At 71.5% G+C, this 23,366-nt stretch carries 20 protein-coding genes; 19 read left to right on the forward strand and 1 reads right to left on the reverse strand.

The genetic code is table 11. The features are described 5' to 3' along the window. Positions 1-9: 9 nt before the first annotated feature. From CG723_RS03070 to CG723_RS03080, 4 genes are all read left to right on the forward strand, one after another. Positions 10-1,347 carry an OFA family MFS transporter gene (locus CG723_RS03070; protein WP_100591580.1) on the forward strand — a complete coding sequence of 446 codons (1,338 nt, stop codon included), beginning with the start codon at positions 10-12 and terminating at the stop codon, positions 1,345-1,347. Then, positions 1,313-1,450, forward strand: a complete 138-nt coding sequence (locus CG723_RS46775; protein ID WP_199841638.1) for an MFS transporter small subunit — start codon at positions 1,313-1,315, stop codon at positions 1,448-1,450. Before CG723_RS03070 ends, CG723_RS46775 begins: the two co-directional genes overlap by 35 nt. Before the next feature lie 146 nt (positions 1,451-1,596). Beyond that, positions 1,597-2,544 (forward strand): beta-ketoacyl-ACP synthase III, encoded by a 948-nt coding sequence (locus tag CG723_RS03075; protein ID WP_100591581.1) that lies wholly within the window; start codon positions 1,597-1,599, stop codon positions 2,542-2,544. 131 nt (positions 2,545-2,675) lie between these two features. Continuing rightward, entirely contained in the window at positions 2,676-3,353 is a 678-nt protein-coding gene (locus tag CG723_RS03080) for a GntR family transcriptional regulator (protein WP_100591582.1), read from the forward strand. Positions 3,354-3,480: 127 nt separating this feature from the next. Here CG723_RS03080 and CG723_RS03085 read toward each other — a convergent pair whose 3' ends face one another. Beyond that, positions 3,481-4,680, reverse strand: coding sequence for a low temperature requirement protein A (locus CG723_RS03085; RefSeq protein ID WP_100591583.1), 1,200 nt, complete (start codon positions 4,678-4,680; stop codon positions 3,481-3,483). 209 nt (positions 4,681-4,889) lie between these two features. Here CG723_RS03085 and CG723_RS03090 point away from each other — a divergent pair, with 209 nt between their 5' ends. The 15 genes from CG723_RS03090 to CG723_RS03160 all read left to right on the forward strand — a co-directional run bounded on the left by CG723_RS03090 (position 4,890) and on the right by CG723_RS03160 (position 23,348). Then, on the forward strand, positions 4,890-6,071 hold the full coding sequence (locus CG723_RS03090; protein ID WP_100591584.1) for an ROK family transcriptional regulator: 1,182 nt from the start codon (positions 4,890-4,892) through the stop codon (positions 6,069-6,071). Between the two features lie 98 nt (positions 6,072-6,169). Next, the gene (locus tag CG723_RS03095; protein WP_100591585.1) at positions 6,170-7,690 is read left to right on the forward strand and encodes a sugar ABC transporter ATP-binding protein; all 1,521 of its coding nucleotides are present in this window, start codon (positions 6,170-6,172) and stop codon (positions 7,688-7,690) included. Between the two features lie 121 nt (positions 7,691-7,811). After that, the gene (locus CG723_RS03100; protein ID WP_100591586.1) at positions 7,812-8,822 is read left to right on the forward strand and encodes an ABC transporter permease; all 1,011 of its coding nucleotides are present in this window, start codon (positions 7,812-7,814) and stop codon (positions 8,820-8,822) included. Between the two features lie 20 nt (positions 8,823-8,842). Then, positions 8,843-9,886: a substrate-binding domain-containing protein gene (locus CG723_RS03105; protein ID WP_100591587.1), complete on the forward strand. Its 1,044-nt coding sequence runs from the start codon at positions 8,843-8,845 to the stop codon at positions 9,884-9,886. A gap of 55 nt (positions 9,887-9,941) precedes the next feature. Beyond that, complete coding sequence (locus CG723_RS03110; RefSeq protein ID WP_100591588.1) at positions 9,942-11,153, forward strand: Gfo/Idh/MocA family protein; 1,212 nt, start codon at positions 9,942-9,944, stop codon at positions 11,151-11,153. 13 nt (positions 11,154-11,166) lie between these two features. After that, positions 11,167-12,171 carry a sugar phosphate isomerase/epimerase family protein gene (locus CG723_RS03115; RefSeq protein ID WP_100591589.1) on the forward strand — a complete coding sequence of 335 codons (1,005 nt, stop codon included), beginning with the start codon at positions 11,167-11,169 and terminating at the stop codon, positions 12,169-12,171. 230 nt (positions 12,172-12,401) lie between these two features. Next, entirely contained in the window at positions 12,402-14,855 is a 2,454-nt protein-coding gene (locus CG723_RS03120; RefSeq protein ID WP_100591590.1) for a PQQ-dependent sugar dehydrogenase, read from the forward strand. Positions 14,856-14,870: 15 nt separating this feature from the next. Next, positions 14,871-16,229 carry a ThuA domain-containing protein gene (locus CG723_RS03125; RefSeq protein WP_100591591.1) on the forward strand — a complete coding sequence of 453 codons (1,359 nt, stop codon included), beginning with the start codon at positions 14,871-14,873 and terminating at the stop codon, positions 16,227-16,229. A 95-nt stretch (positions 16,230-16,324) separates the two neighbouring features. Then, the gene (locus CG723_RS03130) at positions 16,325-17,443 is read left to right on the forward strand and encodes an inositol-3-phosphate synthase (protein ID WP_100591592.1); all 1,119 of its coding nucleotides are present in this window, start codon (positions 16,325-16,327) and stop codon (positions 17,441-17,443) included. Beyond that, on the forward strand, positions 17,440-18,414 hold the full coding sequence (locus CG723_RS03135; RefSeq protein WP_100591593.1) for an SCO3242 family prenyltransferase: 975 nt from the start codon (positions 17,440-17,442) through the stop codon (positions 18,412-18,414). The genes CG723_RS03130 and CG723_RS03135 overlap by 4 nt, the downstream gene beginning before the upstream one ends. Continuing rightward, complete coding sequence (locus CG723_RS03140) at positions 18,411-19,262, forward strand: sugar phosphate isomerase/epimerase family protein (RefSeq protein ID WP_100591594.1); 852 nt, start codon at positions 18,411-18,413, stop codon at positions 19,260-19,262. The genes CG723_RS03135 and CG723_RS03140 overlap by 4 nt, the downstream gene beginning before the upstream one ends. After that, entirely contained in the window at positions 19,259-19,906 is a 648-nt protein-coding gene (locus tag CG723_RS03145) for an EboA domain-containing protein (RefSeq protein WP_100591595.1), read from the forward strand. The genes CG723_RS03140 and CG723_RS03145 overlap by 4 nt, the downstream gene beginning before the upstream one ends. Further along, complete coding sequence (locus tag CG723_RS03150) at positions 19,906-20,754, forward strand: TatD family hydrolase (protein WP_100591596.1); 849 nt, start codon at positions 19,906-19,908, stop codon at positions 20,752-20,754. Before CG723_RS03145 ends, CG723_RS03150 begins: the two co-directional genes overlap by 1 nt. A 3-nt stretch (positions 20,755-20,757) precedes the next feature. After that, on the forward strand, positions 20,758-21,927 hold the full coding sequence (gene eboE / locus CG723_RS03155) for a metabolite traffic protein EboE (protein WP_100591597.1): 1,170 nt from the start codon (positions 20,758-20,760) through the stop codon (positions 21,925-21,927). Next, positions 21,924-23,348, forward strand: coding sequence for a nucleotide pyrophosphatase/phosphodiesterase family protein (locus CG723_RS03160; protein ID WP_100591598.1), 1,425 nt, complete (start codon positions 21,924-21,926; stop codon positions 23,346-23,348). Before eboE ends, CG723_RS03160 begins: the two co-directional genes overlap by 4 nt. Positions 23,349-23,366: the final 18 nt, after the last annotated feature.

Genomic DNA, 23,366 nt, shown 5'->3' on the forward strand with positions numbered 1-23,366 from the left:
TTCGGGATCATGAGGCCCCCTGTCGCGCCAACCGGCTGGAGCCGCTGGCTCGTTCCGCCCGCCGCTCTGTCCGTCCATCTCTCCATCGGCCAGGCCTACGCCTGGAGCGTCTTCAAGCCCCCGCTCGAGTCCGCCATGCACCTCAGCGGCACCCAGAGCGCCCTCCCCTTCCAGCTCGGCATCGTGATGCTCGGCCTCTCCGCGGCCTTCGGCGGCACGCTCGTCGAGCGCAACGGCCCGCGCTGGGCGATGACCGTCGCCCTCGTCTGTTTCTCCTCCGGCTTCCTGATCTCCGCCCTCGGCGCCGCTACCGGACAGTTCTGGCTGATCGTCTTCGGCTACGGCTTCGTCGGCGGGATCGGCCTCGGCATCGGCTACATCTCGCCCGTGTCGACCCTGATCAAGTGGTTCCCCGACCGGCCCGGCATGGCCACCGGCATCGCGATCATGGGCTTCGGCGGCGGCGCGCTGATCGCCTCCCCGTGGTCCGCTCAGATGCTGGAGTCCTTCGGCGCCGACTCCAAGGGCATCGCCCTCGCGTTCCTCGTGCACGGACTCGCGTATGCCGTGTTCATGTCGCTCGGGGTGCTGCTCGTGCGGGTGCCGCGTACGGAAGGGGTGCGCAAGGCCGGGGCGCCGGCGCCGCTCGACGGGGTGCAGGTCTCGGCCCGCAGCGCCGTGCGCACCCCCCAGTTCTGGTGCCTGTGGCTCGTGCTCTGCATGAACGTGACGGCGGGCATCGGCATCCTGGAGAAGGCCGCCCCGATGATCACGGACTTCTTCAAGGACAGCGGCACCCCCGTCGGCGTCTCCGCCGCGGCCGGCTTCGTCGCGCTCCTGTCGGCGGCGAACATGGCGGGCCGCATCGGCTGGTCCTCCGCCTCCGACCTGGTCGGCCGCAAGAACGTCTACCGCCTCTACCTGGGCGTGGGCGCCGTCATGTACCTGCTGATCGCCCGCTTCGGCGACTCCTCCAAGCCCCTGTTCATCGGCTGTGCGCTGGTGATCCTCTCCTTCTACGGCGGCGGCTTCGCCACCGTCCCCGCGTACCTCAAGGACCTCTTCGGCACCTACCAGGTCGGCGCGATCCACGGCCGGCTGCTCACGGCCTGGTCCACCGCCGGTGTGCTCGGCCCGCTGATCGTCAACTGGGTCGCCGACAGCCAGGAAGAGGCCGGAAAGCACGGCCAGGACCTCTACGGTCTGTCCTTCACGATCATGATCGGCCTGCTCGTCGTGGGCTTCGTCGCGAACGAGCTGATCCGTCCCGTCCACGCCCGCCACCACATCCCCGCCCCGAGGGAGGCCACCGATGACGCAGCCGCAGAGCGCCGGCAGTCCGCCTAGCCGTCGCGCGCTCACCCTGTTCGCCTGGCTGTGGGTCGGGGTGCCGCTCGCGTACGGCCTGTACGAACTCGTACAGAAGGCGAGGCAGCTCTTCACCGGGTAGAACGGGACAGACCCCGGACGCCGCAGGGTGATGTGGGGCACCCTCCAACCAGGGCGCCCCAATCCTGTCGCTTTACGTGCCCTCGTACCGGTGAGTCGCTCACCAGACTGGTGGATCCGCATCCCGAACACCGAGGGGCCCCACCCATGACCGGTTCGCGCATCGCCGCCATTGGCCACTACCAGCCCGCCAGGCTCCTCACCAATGACGACCTGGCGGCCATGGTGGACACCGACGACGCGTGGATCCGCAGCCGCGTGGGCATCCGCACCCGTCACATCGCGGGCCCCGACGAACCGGTCGACGACCTGGCCGCGCACGCCGCGGCAAAGGCGCTCGCGTCGGCGGGGCTGACGGCGGCCGACATCGACCTCGTCGTCGTCGCCACCTCCACCGCCGTCGACCGTTCACCGAACATGGCCGCGCGCGTCGCGCACCGCCTCGGCGTGCCCTCGCCCGCCGCGCTCGACGTCAACGTGGTGTGCGCGGGCTTCACGCACGCGCTCGCCACCGCCGACCACGCCGTGCGGGCGGGCGCCGCGACGCGCGCCCTGGTGATCGGCGCCGACAAGATGTCTGCCGTCACCGACTGGACGGACCGCACGACCTGCGTCCTCGTCGGCGACGGCGCGGGCGCCGTCGTGGTCGAGGCCTGCCCGCCCGGCGACGAGCCGGGCATCGGGCCCGTCCTGTGGGGGTCCGTGCCCGAGATGGGCAACGCCGTCCGCATCGAGGGCGAGCCGGCGCGCTTCGCGCAGGAGGGCCAGAGCGTCTACCGCTGGGCGACGCAGCAGCTGCCGCCGCTGGCCCGCGCGGCCTGCGAGCGGGCCGGGTACACGCCGGCGGATCTGGCCGCCGTCGTCCTGCACCAGGCGAACCTGCGGATCATCGAGCCGCTCGCCGAGAAGATCGGCGCGGTGAACGCCGTCGTCGCTCGCGATGTCGTCGACTCGGGCAACACCTCCGCCGCGAGTGTCCCGCTCGCCTTCTCCAAGCTCGTCGAGCGCGGTGAGATCCGGACCGGCCAGCCGGTGCTGCTCTTCGGATTCGGCGGGAACCTGTCCTACGCGGGCCAGGTCGTCCGCTGCCCCTGAGCAGGCGTGATTTCGCGGCGTTCACGGGTGTGACGAGCCCAACTCCCGCCCCTACTGGCCATTGTGCTCGGTAGACTGTAGACGAAAGCCAATTCATACTGGCTTCTCCGTTGCCCAGGAGGGGGACCGCGATGTTGTCCACAGGACTGCCGCAGGGGGCGGTGCCCAAGCTCGAGCGCCCCGGACCGCTGCGCGAGCGGGTCTACGAGGCGCTGCTCGAACTGATCACGACGCGTGCACTTCAGCCGGGCCAGCACCTGGTCGAGAGCGAACTCGCCGGTCACCTAGGGGTGTCGAGGCAGCCCGTGCGTGAGGCGCTCCAGCGGCTGAACACGGAGGGCTGGGTCGATCTCCGTCCGGCGCAGGGTGCCTTCGTGCACGAACCGACCGAGGACGAGGCGGACCAGCTCCTCACGGTCCGTACGCTCCTGGAGGCCGAGGCGGCCCGCCTTGCCGCAGCGAACGCCGGCAAGGCGGGGATCGCCGCCCTCGAAGAGCTCTGCGCCAGAGGCGAGCAGGCCGTCGCCGACGGGGACGTCGAACTCGTCGTGGCGACGAACGCGGCCTTCCACGCCAAGGTCATGGAGCTCGCGGGGAACGTCGTGCTCGGCGAGCTCGCCGGACAGGTGGACCGCCGCGTGCGCTGGTACTACCAGCCGGTCGCCCGCCAGCGCGGCAAGCAGTCCTGGATCGAGCACCGCGAGCTGATCGCGGCGATCGCGCAGCGGGACGAGGCGCGGGCGACGGCGGTCATGCGGGCCCACACCGAGCACACCCGCGAGACGTACCACCGGCGCGAGCAGGCGTAGGGCGGGTCCGGGGTGCCGCCCGCGGGCCGTGGGCGGCAGTTGGCACCGAACCCCTGCGCCGAGCCCTTGCGCCGGACCCTGCGCCAAAGCCCCTGCGCCGTACCTTGGGGGGCCGGAGCCGCGCGGCTCACGCGACCGTCGTGGCACGCTCCTCACAGGGTGACCACCGGGCCTCCGCGGCCAGCATCGCCACCAGGATCACGACGAGCGCGATGAGTTCCGCCACGGCGGCCACATGTATCCCGAGCAGTGCCGCACCGAGCACCAGCGGCACGGCCGCTGCCCGGAAGGCGAGCGGGGAGAGCCGCATGGCGGTCCGGAACGCGACATCGCCGGCCAGGAACAGCGCGACACCGCCCGCGAGCGCGAGCGCGGGCCCGGTGTGCAGATGTTCACCGAGATGCCCGAGCGACTTCTTCACACCCGCAGCGAGGAACGCGACCCCGAGCAGCATCGGCAGGAAGGCGTAGTAGTACGCGTTCATCGCGAGGCGGAAGCGGCGCGCGGGTTCCGTGGCGCGGAACGACTCCTCGGCCGCCCCCTCGTCCCGTACGAAGTACGTCCACCACAGTGCGACCGCGACCGCCAGCGCCAGGAACGCGCCCCCGAACAGGCCCACCGTCAGCGGCTGGTCTCCGATGCCGATGCCGATCGCGATGACGGACTCGCCGAACGCGATGATCAGGAGCAGGCCGTGGCGCTCCACGAAGTGCCCCGGCTCCAGGCCGCCGAGCTGACCCCTGAGGTCGTCCGTCGTGCGCCCGCCGTGGCTGCGGGGACCGGCCTGCGCCAGGAACGGCGTCACGATCTGCAGCAGGATCGCGAGCACCCACCACGCGTCGGCGGCGAGCCCGTGGAGGAAGCCGGCCGTCGTCACGGCGAGCGCGGCCAGCGCGTTCGGCACCGCGTACCAGACCACGTCACGGCCGTGGCTGCGCGTGTACAGCGCGCTGTGCACCACGACGACGAGCAGGAACCCGAGGCCGAAGACCACGCCGCCGTCGGTGAAGGCGCGCGGGATGGCGAGCGCGCACACCAGGAACGCGCCCATCCCGACGATGAGCAGCAGCCGGCGTGAGGGCCGGTCGGGCGGGACCTGGTTGGTGAGGTAGGCATAGGCGCCGTACATCCAGAACAGCACGACGAAGATGAGGACGACCCGGCCCGCCGTGGCGAACGACAGGTCGTGCGCGAGCAGCACGGTGATCTGCGTCAGGGTGAAGACGAAGACGAGGTCGAAGAAGAGCTCCAGCGTGCTGACCCGCAGTTCGGGGGCGGGCCGTCGCACCTCTGTCTTCTCCTCCGGGCCGCGCGTGCTCTCCGTCATTCCAACCCCCTTGTGACGTCCATCAGTTGTGCGAGCGACAGGGTACGCGGATCTTCCCTCCCGGCCCTTTGTCCTGTCACTGGAGAAAGTCATGGGTAATTGCTGCGCAACTTCTTCCCACTCCCGGCAAGCACTGCTACGTTCCCCTCGAAAGCCCGAAGACGGGACGACAGGCGACCCGGTGAGGCAGGGAGGGGCACGTGAGACGCATGACGGCTCGACCCGCGAACGCGCACCAGGCGCGCCTGCTGCGTCTGCTGCGCGACGGCGGACCCAACTCCCGGGCCCAGCTGGGCGATCAGATCGACCTCTCGCGGTCGAAGCTGGCCGTCGAGGTGGACCGGCTCCTGGAGACGGGCCTCGTCGTGGCCGACGGACTCGCCGCCTCGCGCGGCGGGCGCCGCTCCCACAACATCCGGCTCGCCCCCGAACTGCGTTTCCTCGGCGTCGACATCGGCGCGACCTCGGTCGACGTCGCCGTCACCAACGCCGAACTGGAAGTCCTCGGGCACATCAACCAGCCCCTGGACGTCCGCGAGGGTCCGGTCGCCGTCTTCGAGCAAGTGCTCGCGATGGCGGCCAAGTTGAGGGCCTCCGGGCTGGCCGAGGGGTTCGACGGAGCCGGGATCGGCGTCCCCGGACCCGTCCGGTTCCCCGAGGGCGTGCCGGTCGCGCCGCCGATCATGCCGGGCTGGGACGGTTTCCCCGTCCGCGAGGCCCTCAGCCAGGAACTCGGCTGCCCGGTCATGGTCGACAACGACGTGAACCTGATGGCGATGGGGGAGCAGCACGCGGGCGTCGCCCGCTCCGCGCGCGACTTCCTCTGCGTCAAGATCGGCACGGGCATCGGCTGCGGCATCGTCGTCGGCGGAGAGGTCTACCGCGGTACGACGGGCAGCGCCGGCGACATCGGCCACATCCAGGTCGAGCCCGACGGACGCCAGTGCGCCTGCGGCAACAAGGGCTGCCTGGAGGCCTACTTCAGCGGCGCGGCACTCGCCCGCGACGCCGAGGAGGCCGCCCGCGAGGGCCGTTCCGACGAACTCGCCGCCCTGCTGGAGGCGGCCGGGAAGCTCAGCGCCGCCGACGTGGCCGTCGCGGCCGCCGCCGGTGACGCCACCTCACTCGATCTCATCCGCGAGGGCGGCAACCGCACCGGGCAGGTCATCGCCTCACTCGTCAGCTTCTTCAATCCGGGCCTCGTGGTGATCGGGGGTGGCGTGACCGGCCTCGGCCACACGCTTCTCGCCGCCCTGCGCACCCAGGTCTACCGCCAGTCGCTGCCCCTGGCGACCGGCAACCTCCCCATCGTCCTGGGCGAGCTCGGCCCCACCGCCGGAGTCATCGGCGCGGCCCGCCTGATCAGCGACCACCTGTTCTCACCGGCGTAACACCGCCCGGCGTAACACCGCACGCGATCACCACACCAGTACGGCGCTCAGCTCCGCCCTGCCCTGGCACCGGCCCGCATCCGCCGAGGGGATCACTCATGGCACCGGAACCACCCCTGCTCACCATGTCCGGCATCACCAAGTCGTTCCCCGGCGTCCGCGCCCTCGACGGCGTGGACCTGGAGGTCCTGGCCGGTGAGGTGCACTGCCTCCTCGGCCAGAACGGCGCGGGGAAGTCCACCCTCATCAAGGTCCTCGCCGGCGCCCACCAGCCCGACGACGGCACGATCACCTGGCGCGGCGAGCGCACGGTGCTCAAGTCGCCCATCGCCGCGATGCGCCTCGGCATCGCCACCATCTACCAGGAACTCGACCTGGTGGAGGGGCTGTCCGTCGCCGAGAACGTCTACCTCGGACACGAGCCGACCACCGCCGGATTCGTGGTCCGCGGGCGTGACGCCCGGACCACAACCGCCGCACTGCTCAAGCGACTTGGGCACGACGAGATCGGGCCCGGCACGCTCGTCGGTGACCTCTCGGCGGCCCAGCAGCAGATCGTCTCCATGGCCCGCGCGCTCTCCCACGACGTCCGCCTCATCGTCATGGACGAACCCTCGGCCGCCCTCGACCCGGACGAGGTCGACAACCTCTTCCGCATCGTCGACTCCCTCACCGCGGACGGCGTCGCCGTCGTCTACATCTCGCACCGCCTGGAGGAGATCCGCCGGATCGGCGACCGCGTCACCGTCCTCAAGGACGGCCGTGCGGTCGCGGGCGGACTGCCCGCCAAGGAGACGCCGACCCGCGACGTGGTGGCCCTCATGACCGGCCGTAACGTCGAGTACGTGTTCCCCGAGCGCCCCTCGGGACCGCCTCGTGCCGAACCCGTCCTGACCGTCAAAGGCCTTTCCCGGCAAGGGGAGTTCGCGCCACTCGATCTCGAACTGCGGCCCGGCGAGATCGTCGGCCTCGCGGGCCTCGTCGGCTCGGGACGCTCCGAGATCCTCGAGACGATCTACGGCGCACGCAAGGCCAGTACCGGACAGGTCGCCGTCGACGGAAAGGTGTTGCGGCCCGGCAGCGTCCGCGCCGCCGTCCGCGCCGGCCTCGGCCTCGCCCCCGAGGAGCGCAAGGCACAGGCACTCCTCATGCTGGAGTCCGTCACCAACAACGTCTCCGTCTCCTCCATGTCCCGCTTCTCGTACGGGGGCTGGCTGGACCGGGGCAAGGAGCTCGACGCCGCGCGGGCCGCGACCCGCGAGCTGTCCCTGCGCCCCGACAACCCGTCCGCGCCGGTGCGCACCCTCTCCGGTGGCAACCAGCAGAAGGCCGTCCTGGCCCGCTGGCTCCTGCGCGGCTGCCGCGTCCTCCTCCTCGACGAGCCGACCCGCGGCGTGGACGTCGGCGCCCGCGCCGAGCTCTACGCCGTCATCCGCCGCCTCGCCGACGACGGCCTCGCGGTCCTCATGGTCTCCAGCGAGGTCCCCGAGGTCCTCGGACTCGCGGACCGGGTCCTGGTACTGCGCGAGGGAGCGGTGGTCCACGAGTCGCCGGCGACGGAACTCGACGAACACCGGGTGCTCGACCTGGTCCTCGCCGGAGCCCAGGAGCGCCCCTGAAAGGGGCGCGGGGAACGGCGCGAGAAACCCCCACCGGCCCGCAGCCCGGAAGCCTCACGCACCACCCCGCCCCTGCCCGGCATCACGCCCAAGAACCCGCACCCGAAGGGAGCCCGGCACCATGACCCAGCCCGCATCCCCCGCCCGGCCCGCCACCTCGAAGACCACGCCCGCCGGCCCCCGGCCGAAAGGCTTCCGCCCGGACGTGCGGACCCTGTCCCTGGTGGGCGTCCTCGCCGCCCTCGTCCTGATCGGCGGCATCACCCAGCCCGACTCGTTCCTCGACACGAACAACGTGCAGCTGATCCTCACGCAGGCGTCCGTCATCGGTGTCGTCACCGTCGGCATGACCTTCGTGATCATCTCCGGCGGCATCGACCTGTCGGTCGGCGCGATCGTCGCCCTCGCGAGCGTCTGGGCCACCACGGTCGCGACGCAGGACTACGGCTTCGCCGGAATCCTGTTCACCGCCGTCGTCGTGGGCGTCGGCTGCGGACTGGTCAACGGACTGCTGATCGCGTACGGCGGCATGGTCCCCTTCATCGCCACCCTCGCGATGCTCGCGTCGGGCCGCGGCCTCGCCCTCCAGATCACCGACGGCAAGACGCAGACCGTGTCCGTGGACAGCGTCCTCAAGCTCGGCGAGCGCGACGCCTACATCCTCGGCATCCCGCCGCTCGTCCTCGTCTTCGCCGCCGTCACGGTCGTCGGCTGGCTGGTCCTGAACCGTACGACGTTCGGCCGCCGCTCCGTCGCCGTCGGCGGCAACGCCGAGGCCGCGCGCCTCGCCGGCATCGACGTACGCCGCCAGCGCCTCTACCTCTACCTCCTGTCGGGCCTGTGCTGCGGCATCGCGGCCTTCCTCCTGATCGTCCTGGCCGGTTCCGGACAGAACACCAACGGCAACCTCTACGAACTCGACGCCATCGCCGCCGCGATCATCGGCGGCACCCTGCTCACCGGCGGCCGGGGCACCATCACCGGCTCCGTGCTCGGCGTACTGATCTTCACCACGATCACCAATATCTTCGCGCTCAACAATCTGCAGAGCGACGTCCAGGAGATCGCCAAGGGGGCGATCATCGTCGCCGCGGTCCTGGTCCAGCGACGCACCTCCACCACCACTTCTTGACTAGGGAAGGGCCCACCGACATGCCAGAGACCACGAGCCGCAGAGGACTGCTCTTCGGAGCGGCAGCCGCCGTCACCACCGGCGGACTGCTCACCGCCTGCACGAGCAACGAGCCCAAGGACGCGAAGCCCGCGGCGAACGACAAGCCGGCCGCGGACGACAAGCCGGGCAAGCACGTCACCATCGGGTTCGCGGGGCCGCAGGCCGACCACGGCTGGCTGAACGCGATCAACGACAACGCCACCGAGCGCGCCAAGAAGTACTCCGACGTCACCCTGGAGGCGACGGAGGGCTCGAACGACACCGCCGCGCAGATCGGGCAGGTCGAGACGCTCATCAACAAGAAGGTCGACGTCCTGGTGATCCTGCCGGCCGACGGCAAGGCCCTCACCCAGGTCGGCCTGAAGGCGATGCGCGCCGGGATCCCCGTCGTCAACCTCGACCGGATCTTCAACACCCCTCAGGCGTACCGCTGCTGGATCGGCGGCGACAACTACGGCATGGGCCTGAGCGCCGGCAACTACATCGGCGAGCAGCTCAAGGACAAGAAGAACGCCAAGGTCGTCGAGCTCGCGGGCCTCGACAACCTGGAGCTCACCAAGCAGCGCAGCCAGGGCTTCGACGACGCCCTGAAGAACTTCCCGAACATCAAGAAGGTCGCCCGCCAGGCCGCCGAGTTCACCGTCGAGTCCGGCCAGGCGAAGATGTCGCAGCTCCTCCAGGCGCAGAAGAACTTCGACGCCCTGTGGAACCACGACGACGACCAGGGTGTCGGCGCCCTGCGCGCCATCAAGCAGGCAGGCCGCGACGACTTCCTGATGGTCGGCGGCGCCGGGGCGCTCTCCGCCATGCAGGCCATCGAGGCCGGCAACAGCGTCCTCAAAGCGACCGTCCTCTACCCGCCGACCATGGCCGCCTCCGCGATCGACCTCGCGCGCGCCCTCGGCCAGGGCAAGGGCGTCAGCGGCATGGCCGAGTTCGAGATCCCGGCCCACGTGACGCTCTTCTCGGCGGTCGTCGACAAGGACAACGTCGCGCAGTACATGCCGACCGGCTTCAAGTGATGGATGCCCCCACAGCGCATCTCGCGGGACCGGCGTCGACGAGGAGGACTACTGCATGGGCACGACTCAGGAGCCCGGGGCCGGACCGCGCCCCCTGGGTGTCGGCATGGTCGGCTACGCCTTCATGGGCGCCGCCCACTCCCAGGGCTGGCGCACCGTGGGCCGGGTCTTCGACCTGCCGCTGCAGCCGGTTCTCGCGGCCGTCTGCGGCCGGGACGGGCAGGCTGTCCGCGCCGCGGCCGACCGGCTCGGCTGGGCCGCGGCCGAGACGGACTGGCGGGCGCTGATCGCCCGCGAGGACGTCGACGTCGTCGACATCTGCACCCCGGGCGACAGCCATGCGGAGATCGCCGTCGCCGCTCTGGAGGCGGGCAAGCACGTCCTGTGCGAGAAACCGCTCGCCAACACGGTCGACGAGGCCGAGGCGATGGTCGAGGCGGCCGAACGGGCCCGTGCGCGCGGCCAGTTGGCGATGGCCGGTTTCAACTACCGGCGCGTCCCCGCCACCGCGCTCGCCCGCCGCATGGTCGAGGAGGGCCGCATCGGCGCCCTGCGCCACGTGCGCGTCTCCTACCTCCAGGACTGGCTAGTCGACCCCGACTTCCCGCTCACCTGGCGGCTGAAGAAGGAGTATGCGGGCTCGGGCGCCCTGGGCGACCTGGGCGCGCACGCCGTCGACCTCGCGCAGTACCTGGCGGGGGAGTCCCTCGTCGGCGTCTCCGCGCTCACCGAGACGTTCGTACGGGAACGGCCGATCCTCAAGGACACCGTAGGGGCGTCGGCCGGGCTCGCGGCGGGCGACACCGGAACCGGGCGCGGCCCGGTGACGGTCGACGACGCGGCGCTCTTCACGGCCCGCTTCGCCTCCGGTGCGCTCGGCTCCTTCGAGGCGACGCGCTTCGCCTCCGGCCGCAAGAACGCCCTGCGCCTCGAACTCAACGGCGAGAGGGGCTCGTTGGCCTTCGACCTGGAGCGTCTCAACGAGCTGTCGTTCCACGACCACACGGAACCCGGGGTCAGTGCGGGCTTCCGCCGCATCCTTGTCACCGAGCCCGGCCACCCCTACCTGGAGGCCTGGTGGCCGCCGGGCCACGGCCTCGGCTACGAGCACACCTTCGTGCACCAGGCCCGCGATCTGGTCCACGCCATCGCGTCCGGCCAACAGCCCGAACCGTCCTTCGCCGAGGGCCTGCGCGTGCAGCGCGTGCTCGCCGCCGTGGAGGAGAGCGCGCTCAAGAACTCCGTCTACACCCCCATCCCGGTCTGAGGAGGCACGGCTCATGCCACGCCAGTTCACCCTGTTCACCGGACAGTGGGCCGACCTGCCGCTCGAAGAGGTGTGCAGGCTCGCCCGCGACTTCGGCTACGACGGCCTCGAACTCGCCTGTTGGGGCGACCACTTCGAGGTCGACAAGGCCCTCGCGGACCCCGGCTACCTCGACTCGCGCCGCGCCCTGCTCGACAAGTACGGCCTCAAATGCTGGGCGATCTCCAACCACCTGGTGGGGCAGGCGGTGTGCGACGCGATCATCGACGAGCGCCACCGGGCGATCCTGCCGGCCCGCATCTGGGGCGACGGCGAGGCCGAGGGCGTACGGCGGCGGGCCGCGGCCGAGATGGAGGACACCGCGCGGGCCGCGGCGGCCTTCGGCGTCGACACCGTCATCGGCTTCACCGGCTCGTCCATCTGGCACCTGGTCGCCATGTTCCCGCCCGCGCCCGAGCCGATGATCGAGCGCGGCTACCAGGACTTCGCCGACCGCTGGAACCCCATCCTCGACGTCTTCGACGAGAACGGCGTCCTGTTCGCGCACGAGGTCCATCCGTCGGAGATCGCGTACGACTACTGGACCACGCAGCGCGCCCTCGACGCCGTCGACCACCGGGCCGCCTTCGGCCTGAACTTCGACCCCAGCCACTTCGTGTGGCAGGACCTCGACCCGGTCGGCTTCCTGTGGGACTTCCGTGACCGGATCTACCACGTCGACTGCAAGGAGGCCAGGCGCCGCCTGGACGGTCGCAACGGCCGCCTCGGCTCGCACCTGCCCTGGGGCGACCCGCGCCGCGGCTGGGACTTCGTCTCCGCGGGCCACGGCGACGTGCCCTGGGAGGACGTCTTCCGGATGCTGCGTTCCATCGACTACGAGGGGCCCGTCTCGGTCGAGTGGGAGGACGCCGGCATGGACCGGCTCCAGGGCGCCCCGGAGGCGCTCAAGCACCTCAAGGCGTTCGACTTCGAGCCGCCCACGGCGTCCTTCGACGCGGCCTTCGGCGGCTCCGACTAGCGGACCGTCGGCCACGTTTGTCCTGCGCGGGGAGAAAGTCAACTCCTTTGCTGTGCAAGGGCTTTCCGTCCCGGACAAACGTGGCTACGGTCCAAGGTTGTACAGGACACGCAGTCAGGACACGCACAGTTCCGGGGTGACGGCGCACCCCGGCGTACCGATCGCACCCGCCCCAAGCGCATGCGCGACACGCTCCCGTCCGTACGCACGCCCTTTTCCGGAGGAACTCCGTGCACAGGAAACGCCCGAGATTCCGCAAGGCACTCGCACTCCTCACCGGCTCACTTCTCGCCGGAGCCTCATTCGCGATCGGCGCCCCCCACGCCGGCGCGGCGCCCGCCCCCGACGCCGCGGCCGCCGCGGAGGACTTCCAGCAGGTCACCCTCGCCAAGGGTGCCGAAGAGGTCGGCGAGCCCATGTCGCTCGCCGTCCTGCCGGACCGCAAGGTCCTGCACACCTCGCGCGACGGCGTCCTGCGCCTGACCGACGAGAACGGCACCACCAAGGTCGCCGGCAAGCTCGACGTCTACTCCCACGACGAAGAGGGCCTCCAAGGCGTCGGCGTGGACCCGAAGTTCAGCGACAACCACTTCATCTACCTCTATTACGCGCCGCCGCTCGACACCCCCGCGGGCGACGCCCCGAACGACGGCACGGCTGCGGACTTCAAGCCCTTCGACGGCCACAACCAGCTCTCGCGCTTCGTGCTCAACGCGGACGGCACGCTCGACAACGCCAGCGAGAAGAAGATCCTGGAGATCCCCACCTCGCGCGGCATCTGCTGCCACGTGGGCGGCGACATCGACTTCGACAAGGACGGCAACCTCTACCTGTCGACGGGCGACGACTCCAACCCGTTCTCCTCCGACGGCTACACACCGATCGACGAGCAGCCCACCCGCAACCCGGCCTACGACGCCCGGCGTTCGGCCGGCAACAGCAACGACCTGCGCGGCAAGGTCCTGCGCATCAAGGTCAACGACGACGCCACGTACTCCATACCCGACGGCAACCTCTTCGCCCCGGGCACGGACAAGACCCGCCCCGAGATCTACGCGATGGGCTTCCGCAACCCGTTCCGGATCAGCGTCGACAAGCCGACCGGCATCGTCTACGTCGGTGACTACGGCCCCGACGCCGGCACCGCCGACCCGAAGCGCGGCCCCGCGGGCCAGGTCGAGTTCAACCGCGTCACCAAGGCCGGCAACTTCGGCTGGCCGTACTGCACCGGCAACAACGACGCGTACATCGACTACGACTTCGCCACCAAGACGTCCGGCGCCGCCTTCGACTGCGCCGCGCCGAAGAACACCTCGCCCCACAACACGGGCATCGTCGACCTGCCGCCCGCCCAGCCGGCCTGGATCCCCTACGACGGCGGCTCCGTGCCCGAGTTCGGCACCGGCTCCGAGTCCCCGATGGGCGGCCCGGTCTACCGCTACGACGCCGCGAACACCTCGCCCGTGAAGTTCCCCGAGGCCTACGACGGCAACTTCTTCGCCGGTGAGTTCGGCCGGCAGTGGATCAAGCGGATCGAGCAGGACGCGGACGGCAAGGTCGCCAAGATCAATCCGTTCCCGTGGACCGGTACGCAGGTGATGGACATGGCCTTCGGGCCGGACGGCGCGCTGTATGTCCTGGACTACGGCCTGTCCTGGTTCGGCGGCGACGAGAACTCCGGCCTCTACCGCATCGAGAACGCGACCGACGGCCACTCACCCGTCGTCGACGCCAAGGTCGACAAGACCTCGGGCCAGGCCCCGCTCAAGGCCCGCTTCTCCTCGACCGCGTCCGACGCCGACAGCGACGCGCTGACGTACTCCTGGAACTTCGGCGACGGCACCACCGGCACGGGCGCCGCCCCCAGCCACACGTACAAGAAGAACGGCACCTACACCGCGACCGTCACCGCCAAGGACACGACGGGCCGCACCGGCAGCGCCGACGCCCACATCGTCGTCGGCAACACCGCGCCCAAGGTGACCCTCGAACTCCCCGCGGACGGCCAGCTGTTCACCTTCGGTGACGAGGTGCCCTTCAAGGTGAAGGTCACCGACCCCGAGGACGGGACGATCGACTGCTCCAAGGTCAAGGTCACGCACGTCCTCGGCCACGACAGCCACGGCCACCCGATCACCTCGGCCAACGGCTGCTCCGGCACCCTCAAGACCTCCGCGGACAGCGAGCACGACCCGAACGCCAACATCTTCGGGGTCTTCGACGCCGAGTACACCGACCAGGGCGCCAACGGCCAGCCCGCGCTGACCACCCACGACCAGAACGTCACCCAGCAGAAGCACCGCCAGGCCGAGCACTACGGCGACTCCAAGGGCGTCAGCATCACCGCCCACACCCCGGCGGAGGGCGGCAAGACGGTCGGCGACATCAACAACGGTGACTGGATCTCCTTCAAGCCGTACGTCCTGAGCAACGTCAAGTCGTTCAGCGCGAGCGTCGCGTCCGCCGGTAGCGGCGGCACGCTGGAGATCCGCAGCGGCTCCGCCACCGGACGCCTCCTCGGCAGCGCCAAGGTCGAACCCACCGGGTCCTGGGAGACGTACAAGGACGTCACCGGCACCATCAGCAAGGCGCCCGCCAAGACCACGACGCTCTTCCTGGTCTTCAAGGGTGCGGGCACCGACGCCCTCTTCGACGTGGACGACTTCACCTTCACCACCGGCTGAGGAAGGAGCAGGACTGTGCGCACCTCCACCCGTATCGCGCTCGCGGCCTCCGCGGCCGCCCTGCTCATCGGCTGTGTCTCCGCTCCCGCGTCCTCCTCACCGGGGGACGCGGGGGCGGGGGGCCGGGTCCTGGTCTTCTCCAAGACCGCGGGCTTCCGCCACGACTCGATCCCCGAGGGGATCGCCGCCGTGCGGGACCTGGGCACGGCAGCCGGCTTCGCCGTCGACGCCACCGAGGACGCCGGCGCCTTCACCGACGCCAACCTGCGCCGCTACGACGCCGTCGTCTTCCTCTCCACCACCGGTGACGTGCTCGGCGCCGACCAGCAGAAGGCCTTCGAGCACTACATCGCGAAGGGCGGCGGCTACGTCGGCGTCCACGCGGCCGCCGACACCGAGTACGACTGGCCCTTCTACGGCGGCCTCGCCGGCGCCTACTTCCAGGATCACCCGGCGATCCAGCCCGCCACCGTCAAGGTCGAGGACCGGGGCAACCCGGCCACCGCCCACCTCGCCCCGACATGGAACCGCACGGACGAGTGGTACAACTACCGCTCCAACCCGCGCGAGCACGCCCACGTCCTCGCCTCGCTCGACGAGTCGTCGTACACCGGCGGCACCATGGCGGGCGACCACCCCATCTCCTGGTGCCAGAACTACCGGGGCGGCCGCTCCTTCTACACCGGCGCGGGTCACACCAAAGAGTCGTACGCCGACCCGGCCTTCCGGCAGCACCTGCTCGGCGGAATCCGCTGGGCGAGTGGCGCCGCGCAGGCCGACTGCCGGCCCGAGAGTGGCTACACGTCCCTGTTCGACGGGACCGCCGAGTCGCTCAAGGACTGGAAGCAGGCCGGACCCGGCTCCTTCGAGCTCTCGGACGACGGCACGCTCACCTCGGCCGGCGGCATGGGAATGCTCTGGTACGCGGGCCGCCCGCTCGGCTCGTACTCCCTGAAGCTCGACTGGAAGATGGCCGGGGACGACAACTCCGGTGTCTTCGTGGGCTTCCCGGAGTCCGACGACCCCTGGTCGGCCGTGAACAACGGCTACGAGGTCCAGATCGACGCGACCGACGCACCCGACCGCACCACCGGGTCCGTCTACAGCTTCCAGTCCGCCGACGTGAAGAAGCGCGACCGTGCGCTGAACCCGCCGGGGGAGTGGAACACGTACGAGATCCGGGTCGAGGGCGAGCACCTGCGGATCTGGCTCAACGGCGTGAAGGTCAACGACTTCACCAACACCGACCCGGCCCGGAGCCTGCGCGACGGGTACGTCGGGATCCAGAACCACGGCAACGACGACCAGGTGTCCTTCCGTGACATCCGGGTCAAGGACCTGCCCGCGAAGCCGGGCGCCGGGTCCGGCCACTAGACGGCGGCGGGCGGGGGACGCCGGACCCCCGCCCGCCGTCCCGCACCACCACCGCAACTCCGGCCCCTGGTTCGCGTACGACAAGGAGGCTGCCCATGTCCGCCGAACCCACTTCCCCCACCGCCCGCTTCGGAGTCTGGCTCATCGGGGCCCGTGGCTCCGTCGCCACCACCGCGGTCGCGGGCTGCGCCGCCGTCGGCGCGGGCCTGCACCCCCCGACCGGCATGGTCACCGAGACCGAACCCTTCGCCGGCGCCGGGCTCCCCGCGCTGTCGTCACTCGTCTTCGGCGGGCACGACACCGTCGACTGTCCGCTGCCCAAACGTGCCGAACACCTCGCCGCCGGAGGCGTCCTGCCGCACGGCCTGCCGGCTGCGGTCGGCGCCGAACTCGCCGCCGCCGACCGGGAGATACGCCCGGGAGGCCCCCAGCCGGGGGACTCCCGCTCCGACGACGAACTCATCGCCGCCTTCGCCGCCGACATCAGGGACTTCGCCGACCGCGGCGGACTCGCAGGCGCCGTCGTCGTGAACGTGGCGTCCACGGAACCCGCCCCCGACAGCAGCCGGCTGCCCGCCAGCTCCCTCTACGCGGCGGCCGCCCTGCGCGCGGGCTGCCCGTACGTCAACTTCACCCCCTCCACCGGCCTGCACCACCCCGCGCTCGCCGAACTCGCCGCCACCAGCGGCCTGCCCCACGCGGGCCGCGACGGCAAGACGGGCCAGACCCTGCTGCGGTCCGTGCTCGCGCCGATGTTCCTCCAGCGCTCCCTGTCCGTGCGGGCCTGGTCCGGAACCAACCTCCTCGGCGGCGGCGACGGTGCCGCGCTCGCCGACCCAGGCGCCGCGGCGGCGAAGAACGCGGGCAAGGAACGCGTCCTCGCCGACGCGCTCGGGGCCGCGCCCGAGGGTGAGGTCCACATCGACGACGTGCCCGCGCTCGGGGACTGGAAGACCGCCTGGGACCACATCGCCTTCGACGGGTTCCTCGGCTCCCGCATGATCCTCCAGACGATCTGGCAGGGCTGCGACTCCGCGCTCGCCGCCCCCCTCGTCCTCGACCTGGCCCGCCTTCTCCTGCGCGCCCACGAGAAGGGCGTCGAGGGGCCCCTGCCGGAGCTCGGCTTCTACTTCAAGGACCCCGACGGCGACGCGTCCCCGGCGCTCGCCGAGCAGTACGCGGCACTGGTCGGCTTCGCTGGACGCCTGCGGTGACCGGCCGCGGAGAGCACCTGCGTGCCTGGGCCGAACTCCTGCGTCTGCCCGCCCTGTTCACCGTCCCCGGCGATGCCCTCGCGGGCGCGGCGGCGGTGGGCTCGCGCCCCGGCCGTGGCACCTTCCTCGCCATCGGGTCGTCCCTGTGCCTCTACGAGGCCGGCATGGCCCTCAACGACTGGGCGGACCGCGCCGAAGACGCCGTGGACCGCCCGCACCGCCCGCTGCCGTCAGGGCGAATCCGCCCCGCAGCGGCCCTCGCGGCAGCGGGCGCCTTCACGGCGGGAGGTCTGGCCCTGGCGCACCGGGCGGGCCGCCCGGCGACACTGCTGGCCACCGCACTGGCCGGCACGGTCTGGGCGTACGACCTCGGCCTGAAGAGGACCCAGGCGGGTCCGGTGGCCATGGCAGCGGCGAGAGGGCTGGACGTCCTGCTCGGGGCGGCCGCCACCGCACCCCGCTGTGGGCAGGCGTTCCGCAAGACGGCACGAGTGGGCACAGCCCCGGACGCCGGGGGCCAGGAACACGGCCTGGGGGCCGCTCTCCCCACAGCGACGACAATCGCCGCCCACATCCTCGCCGTCACCACGGTGTCCCGCAACGAAACCCAGGGAGGCAACACCGCCGCCCCTCTGGCCGCCCTGGCCGCGTCCCTCACCCTGGCCCGGTGGACGGGCCGTACCCACGAACTCCCGGCAGGCCGGCGGGTAGCAGCCGCCCCCGGCCTGTCGGGATCCATCACCACGGCCCTGGCCGCCGCCTACGCGGGGGCGACGGCACGTCCCTACTTCCACGCGGCCCTCAACCCCTCCCCACCCCTCACCCAACGCGCCGTGGGCGCGGGCATCCGTTCCCTGATCCCCCTCCAGGCGGCCCTGGCCGCCAGGGCCGGCGCCCCCAGGACCGCCTTGATCACCGCCGCCCTCGCGCCGCTCGCGCGGCGCATCGCACCGAAGGTGAGCGTCACATGACCATCCGCTGGGGATACGGCACGAACGGCCTCACCGACCTGCGCCTGGAGGACGCCCTCGCCGTCCTCGCCGACCTGGGATACGACGGCGTCGGCCTCACCCTCGACCACATGCACCTGGACCCCCTGGTCCCAGACCTCCCCACCCGCACTCGGCAGGTGGCCCGCGCCCTCGACCGGCACGGCCTGACCGTCACCGTCGAGACCGGCGCCCGCTACGTCCTCGACCCGCGCCGCAAGCACGGCCCCTCGCTCCTCGACCCCGACCCGGACGCCAGGGCCGCCCGCACCCGGCTCCTCATCAGGGCCGTGCAGGTGGCCGCCGACCTCGGCGCCCACGCCGTGCACTGCTTCAGCGGCATCACCCCGGACGGCACGGACGACGGCAGCGCCTGGAAGCGGCTCGCCGACGCGCTCGCCCCCGTCCTCGACGCGGCCTCCGCCGCCGGCGTCCCGCTCGCCATCGAGCCCGAGCCCGGCCACCTCCTGGGCTCACTCGCCGACTTCCACTACCTCCGCCAGGAGTTCGGCGGGCCGGAAGCGCTCGGCCTGACCCTGGACATCGGCCACTGCCAGTGCCTGGAGCCGCTGCCGCCCGCAGACTGCGTGCGTGAGGCCGCCCCCTGGCTGAAGCACGTACAGATCGAGGACATGCGGCGCGGTGTCCACGAACACCTTCCGTTCGGCGAAGGCGAGATCGACTTCCCGCCGGTGCTCGAAGCTCTCGAAGCCACCGGCTACCAGGGACTGACGGTCGTGGAACTGCCCCGCCACTCCCACGCGGGGCCCCAACTCGCCGAGGACTCCCTGCGGTTCCTGCGCGCCGCCGCCGAAGGAGGCACCCCGTGACCGGCACGCCTCCCGGCATCGCGGCCCTCCGCGCCCGCACCGACGCCTCCCTCGGCGAAACCGCCCGCACCTGGCTCGACAAGTCCACGGCGGAGGCGGCGGCGGATGGCGCGGGCGGTCAACAGGCCCAGGCCGTATGGGAGTTGAGGTTCGCCGAAGCGGGGCGCCGCTGTGGCGCCGAGCATGCCGACAGTGCCCGCATCGTGCTCCTGCACGCGGCCCGCGCCGACACCGCCACCCTCACCCGCCTCTACGAACAGGGCGCCGCCGCCGAACGCCGCGCCGTCCTCGCGGCCCTGCCCCACCTCGTACCAGGGCCCGAAGCGCTGTCCCTCGTCGAGGACGCGCTGCGCACGAACGACACCCGGCTGGTCGCCGCCGCCGTCGGCCCCTACGCCGCCGAGCACCTCACCGCGCACCACTGGCGGCACGCCGTCCTGAAGTGTCTCTTCACCGGCGTGCCGGTGTCCGCCGTCGCCGACCTCGCCGAACGGGCGCGCGGAGACGCCGAACTCGCCCGCATGCTCGGCGACTACGCGCGCGAGCGCACCGCCGCGGGCCGCCCCGTCCCCGACGACCTGCACCGCGTACTGGCCCTGACCCCCCTGGTCGTGCCCCCTCCCCCCAAGGCCGAGGAGTCCTGATGCGCATCTTCGACCCGCACATCCACATGACGTCGCGCACCACCGACGACTACGAGGCCATGTACGCCGCGGGCGTACGGGCGATCGTCGAGCCGTCCTTCTGGCTCGGCCAACCCCGCACCTCGCCCGCCTCGTTCCTCGACTACTTCGACGCGCTCCTCGGCTGGGAGCCGTTCCGTGCCGCGCAGTACGGGATCGCCCACCACTGCACACTCGCCCTCAACCCCAAGGAGGCGAACGACCCGCGCTGCACGCCCGTCCTCGACGCGCTGCCGCGCTACCTCGTCAAGGACAACGTCGTCGCCGTGGGCGAGATCGGCTACGACTCGATGACCCCCGCCGAGGACACCGCGCTCACCGCGCAGCTCCAGCTCGCCGCGGACCACGAACTCCCCGCGCTCGTGCACACCCCGCACCGCGACAAGCTCGCCGGACTGCGCCGCACCCTGGACGTCGTGCGCGAGTCGCACCTGCCGCTCGACCGGGTGCTGATCGACCACCTCAACGAGACCACGGTGAAGGAGGCCAAGGACGCGGGCTGCTGGCTCGGGTTCTCCGTCTACCCCGACACCAAGATGGACGAGGAGCGGATGGTCGCGATCCTCACCGAGTACGGACCCGAGCAGGTCCTCGTCAACTCGGCCGCGGACTGGGGCAAGAGCGACCCCCTCAAGACCCGCAAGGTCGCCGACGCGATGCTGAAGGCCGGCTTCACCGAGGACGACGTCGACCGAGTCCTGTGGCGCAACCCCGTCGCGTTCTACGGCCTCAGCGGCCGGCTCGACCTCGACGTCGCCGGGACCGACGCCACCCACGAGGGCAACTCCATCCTGCGCGGCGGGGCGTGAGCGATGCGCTTCCGCCACCCCGACGGGTCCACCGTCCACCTCGCGTACTGCACCAACGTCCACCCCGCCGAGACCCTGGACGGCGTGCTGGCCCAGCTGCGCGACCACTGCGAACCCGTCCGCAAGCGCCTCGGCCGCGACCGGCTCGGCATCGGCCTGTGGCTCGCCAAGGACGCCGCGCGCGCCCTCACCACCGACCCCGTCGCCCTGCGCGGCCTGCGCACCGAACTCGACCGCCGCGGCCTCGAAGTCGTCACCCTCAACGGCTTCCCGTACGAGGGGTTCGGCGCCGAAGAGGTCAAGTACCGCGTGTACAAGCCCGACTGGGCCGACCCGGAGCGCCTCGCGCACACCGCCGACCTGGCCCGGCTCCTCGCCACGCTGCTCCCGTCCGACATCACCGAGGGCACCATCTCCACGCTGCCCCTCGCCTGGCGCACCGGCTACGACCCGGCCCGCAGGGACATCGCGTACGCATCGCTCACCACCCTCGCCGAGCGGCTCGACGCCCTGGAGGAGCTGACCGGCCGCTCCATCCGCATCGGTCTCGAACCCGAGCCGGGCTGCACCGTCGAGACGACCGGCGACGCCATCGCCCCGCTCACGGCCGTGGCCCGCGACCGCATCGGCGTCTGCGTCGACACCTGCCATCTCGCCACCTCCTTCGAGGACCCGGCCACCGCACTCGACGCCCTTTCCGCCGCCGGCATCCCCGTCGTCAAGTCCCAGCTCTCCGCGGCCCTGCACGCCGAGCACCCCGAAAGGGCCGAGGTCCGCGAGGCGCTCGCCGCGTTCGACGAACCCCGCTTCCTGCACCAGACCCGCACCCTCACCCCCGAAGGGCTGCGCGGCACCGACGACCTGGGCGAGGCACTCGCCGGCGGCGCGCTCCCCGACACCGCGCCCTGGCGCGCCCACTTCCACGTACCGCTGCACGCGGCGCCCGCGGCCCCCCTCACCTCCACGCTCCCGGTGCTGAAGGACACGCTCACCCGCCTGGTCGGCGGCGCGCACCCGCTCACCCGTCACCTGGAGGTCGAGACGTACACCTGGCAGGCGCTCCCGCCCGAGCTGCGCCCCCGCGCCCGCACCCAGCTCGCGGACGGCATCGCCGCCGAGCTCACCCTGGCCCGCGACCTCCTGACGGACCTCGGCCTGAAGGAACTCCCATGACAACTGCCGGCACAGACACCACGTCCGACCGGTCGGACGTGAGCCCGAACCCGCTGCTCGTCCTGGACGTCGTGGGTCTCACCCCGCGCCTCCTCGACCACATGCCCCATCTCAAGGCCCTCGGCCGGACGGGGTCGCAGGCCCACCTCGGCACGGTCCTGCCCGCCGTCACCTGCGCCGCCCAGTCGACGTTCCTCACCGGCACCATGCCGTCCGAGCACGGCATCGTCGCCAACGGCTGGTACTTCCGCGAGCTGGGCGACGTACTCCTGTGGCGCCAGCACAACGGACTCGTCGCCGGCGACAAGCTCTGGGACGCGGCCCGCCGCAGCCACCCCGGGTACACGGTCGCCAACATCTGCTGGTGGTACGCCATGGGCGCCGACACCGACATCACCGTCACACCCCGGCCCGTCTACTACGCCGACGGCCGCAAGGAACCCGACTGCTACACCAGGCCACCGGCTCTGCACGACGAACTCACCGAAAAACTCGGCACGTTCCCCCTCTTCCACTTCTGGGGCCCGGGCGCCGACCTCGTCTCCAGCCGGTGGATCGTCGACGCGACCCGGCACATCATGGCCACCCGCCATCCCGACCTGGCACTGGCCTACGTCCCCCACCTCGACTACGACCTCCAGCGCTTCGGCCCCGACGACCCGCGCTCGCACCGGGCCGCCGCCGAACTCGACGCCACCCTCGCGCCGCTGCTCGACGACGCGAAGGCCGAGGGCCGCACGGTCGTCGCCCTGTCCGAGTACGGCATCACCCGCGTCGAGCGGCCCGTCGACATCAACCGCGTCCTGCGCCGCGCCGGACTCCTCGAAGTGCACACGCAGGACGGCATGGAATACCTCGACCCGATGACGTCCCGGGCGTTCGCGGTCGCCGACCACCAGATCGCCCACATCTACGTGCGCCGCCCGGAGGACCTCGACACGGTCCGCGAGGCACTGAAAGACGTGCCCGGCATCGAGCAACTCCTCGACGACGAGGGGAAGAAGGCCCACCACCTCGACCACCCCCGCTCCGGCGAACTCGTCGCCGTCGCCGAACCCGACGCCTGGTTCACGTACTACTACTGGCTCGACGACGACCGCGCGCCCGACTTCGCGCAGCTCGTCGAGATCCACCGCAAGCCCGGCTACGACCCCGTCGAGCTGTTCATGGACCCCCAGGACCCCTACGTCAAGGTGAAGGCCGCCGGCGCCCTGGCCCGCAAGAAGCTCGGCATGCGCTACCGCATGGCGGTCGTGCCACTCGATCCCTCACCCATCCGCGGCAGCCACGGCCGCCTCCCCTTGAGCGACGACAGCCCCGACGGTCCGCTCATCCTCTGTTCCACCCCCCGCGCCGTCACCGGCCGTGTCGCGGCCACCGACGTGAAATCGCTGTTGCTCGACCTGGCCGGTCTCGCATGAGCCCGGTGCGCACCCGCA

It is taken from the genome of Streptomyces sp. CB01635 (genome assembly GCF_002803065.1).
Classification (GTDB): Bacteria; Actinomycetota; Actinomycetes; order Streptomycetales; family Streptomycetaceae; genus Streptomyces.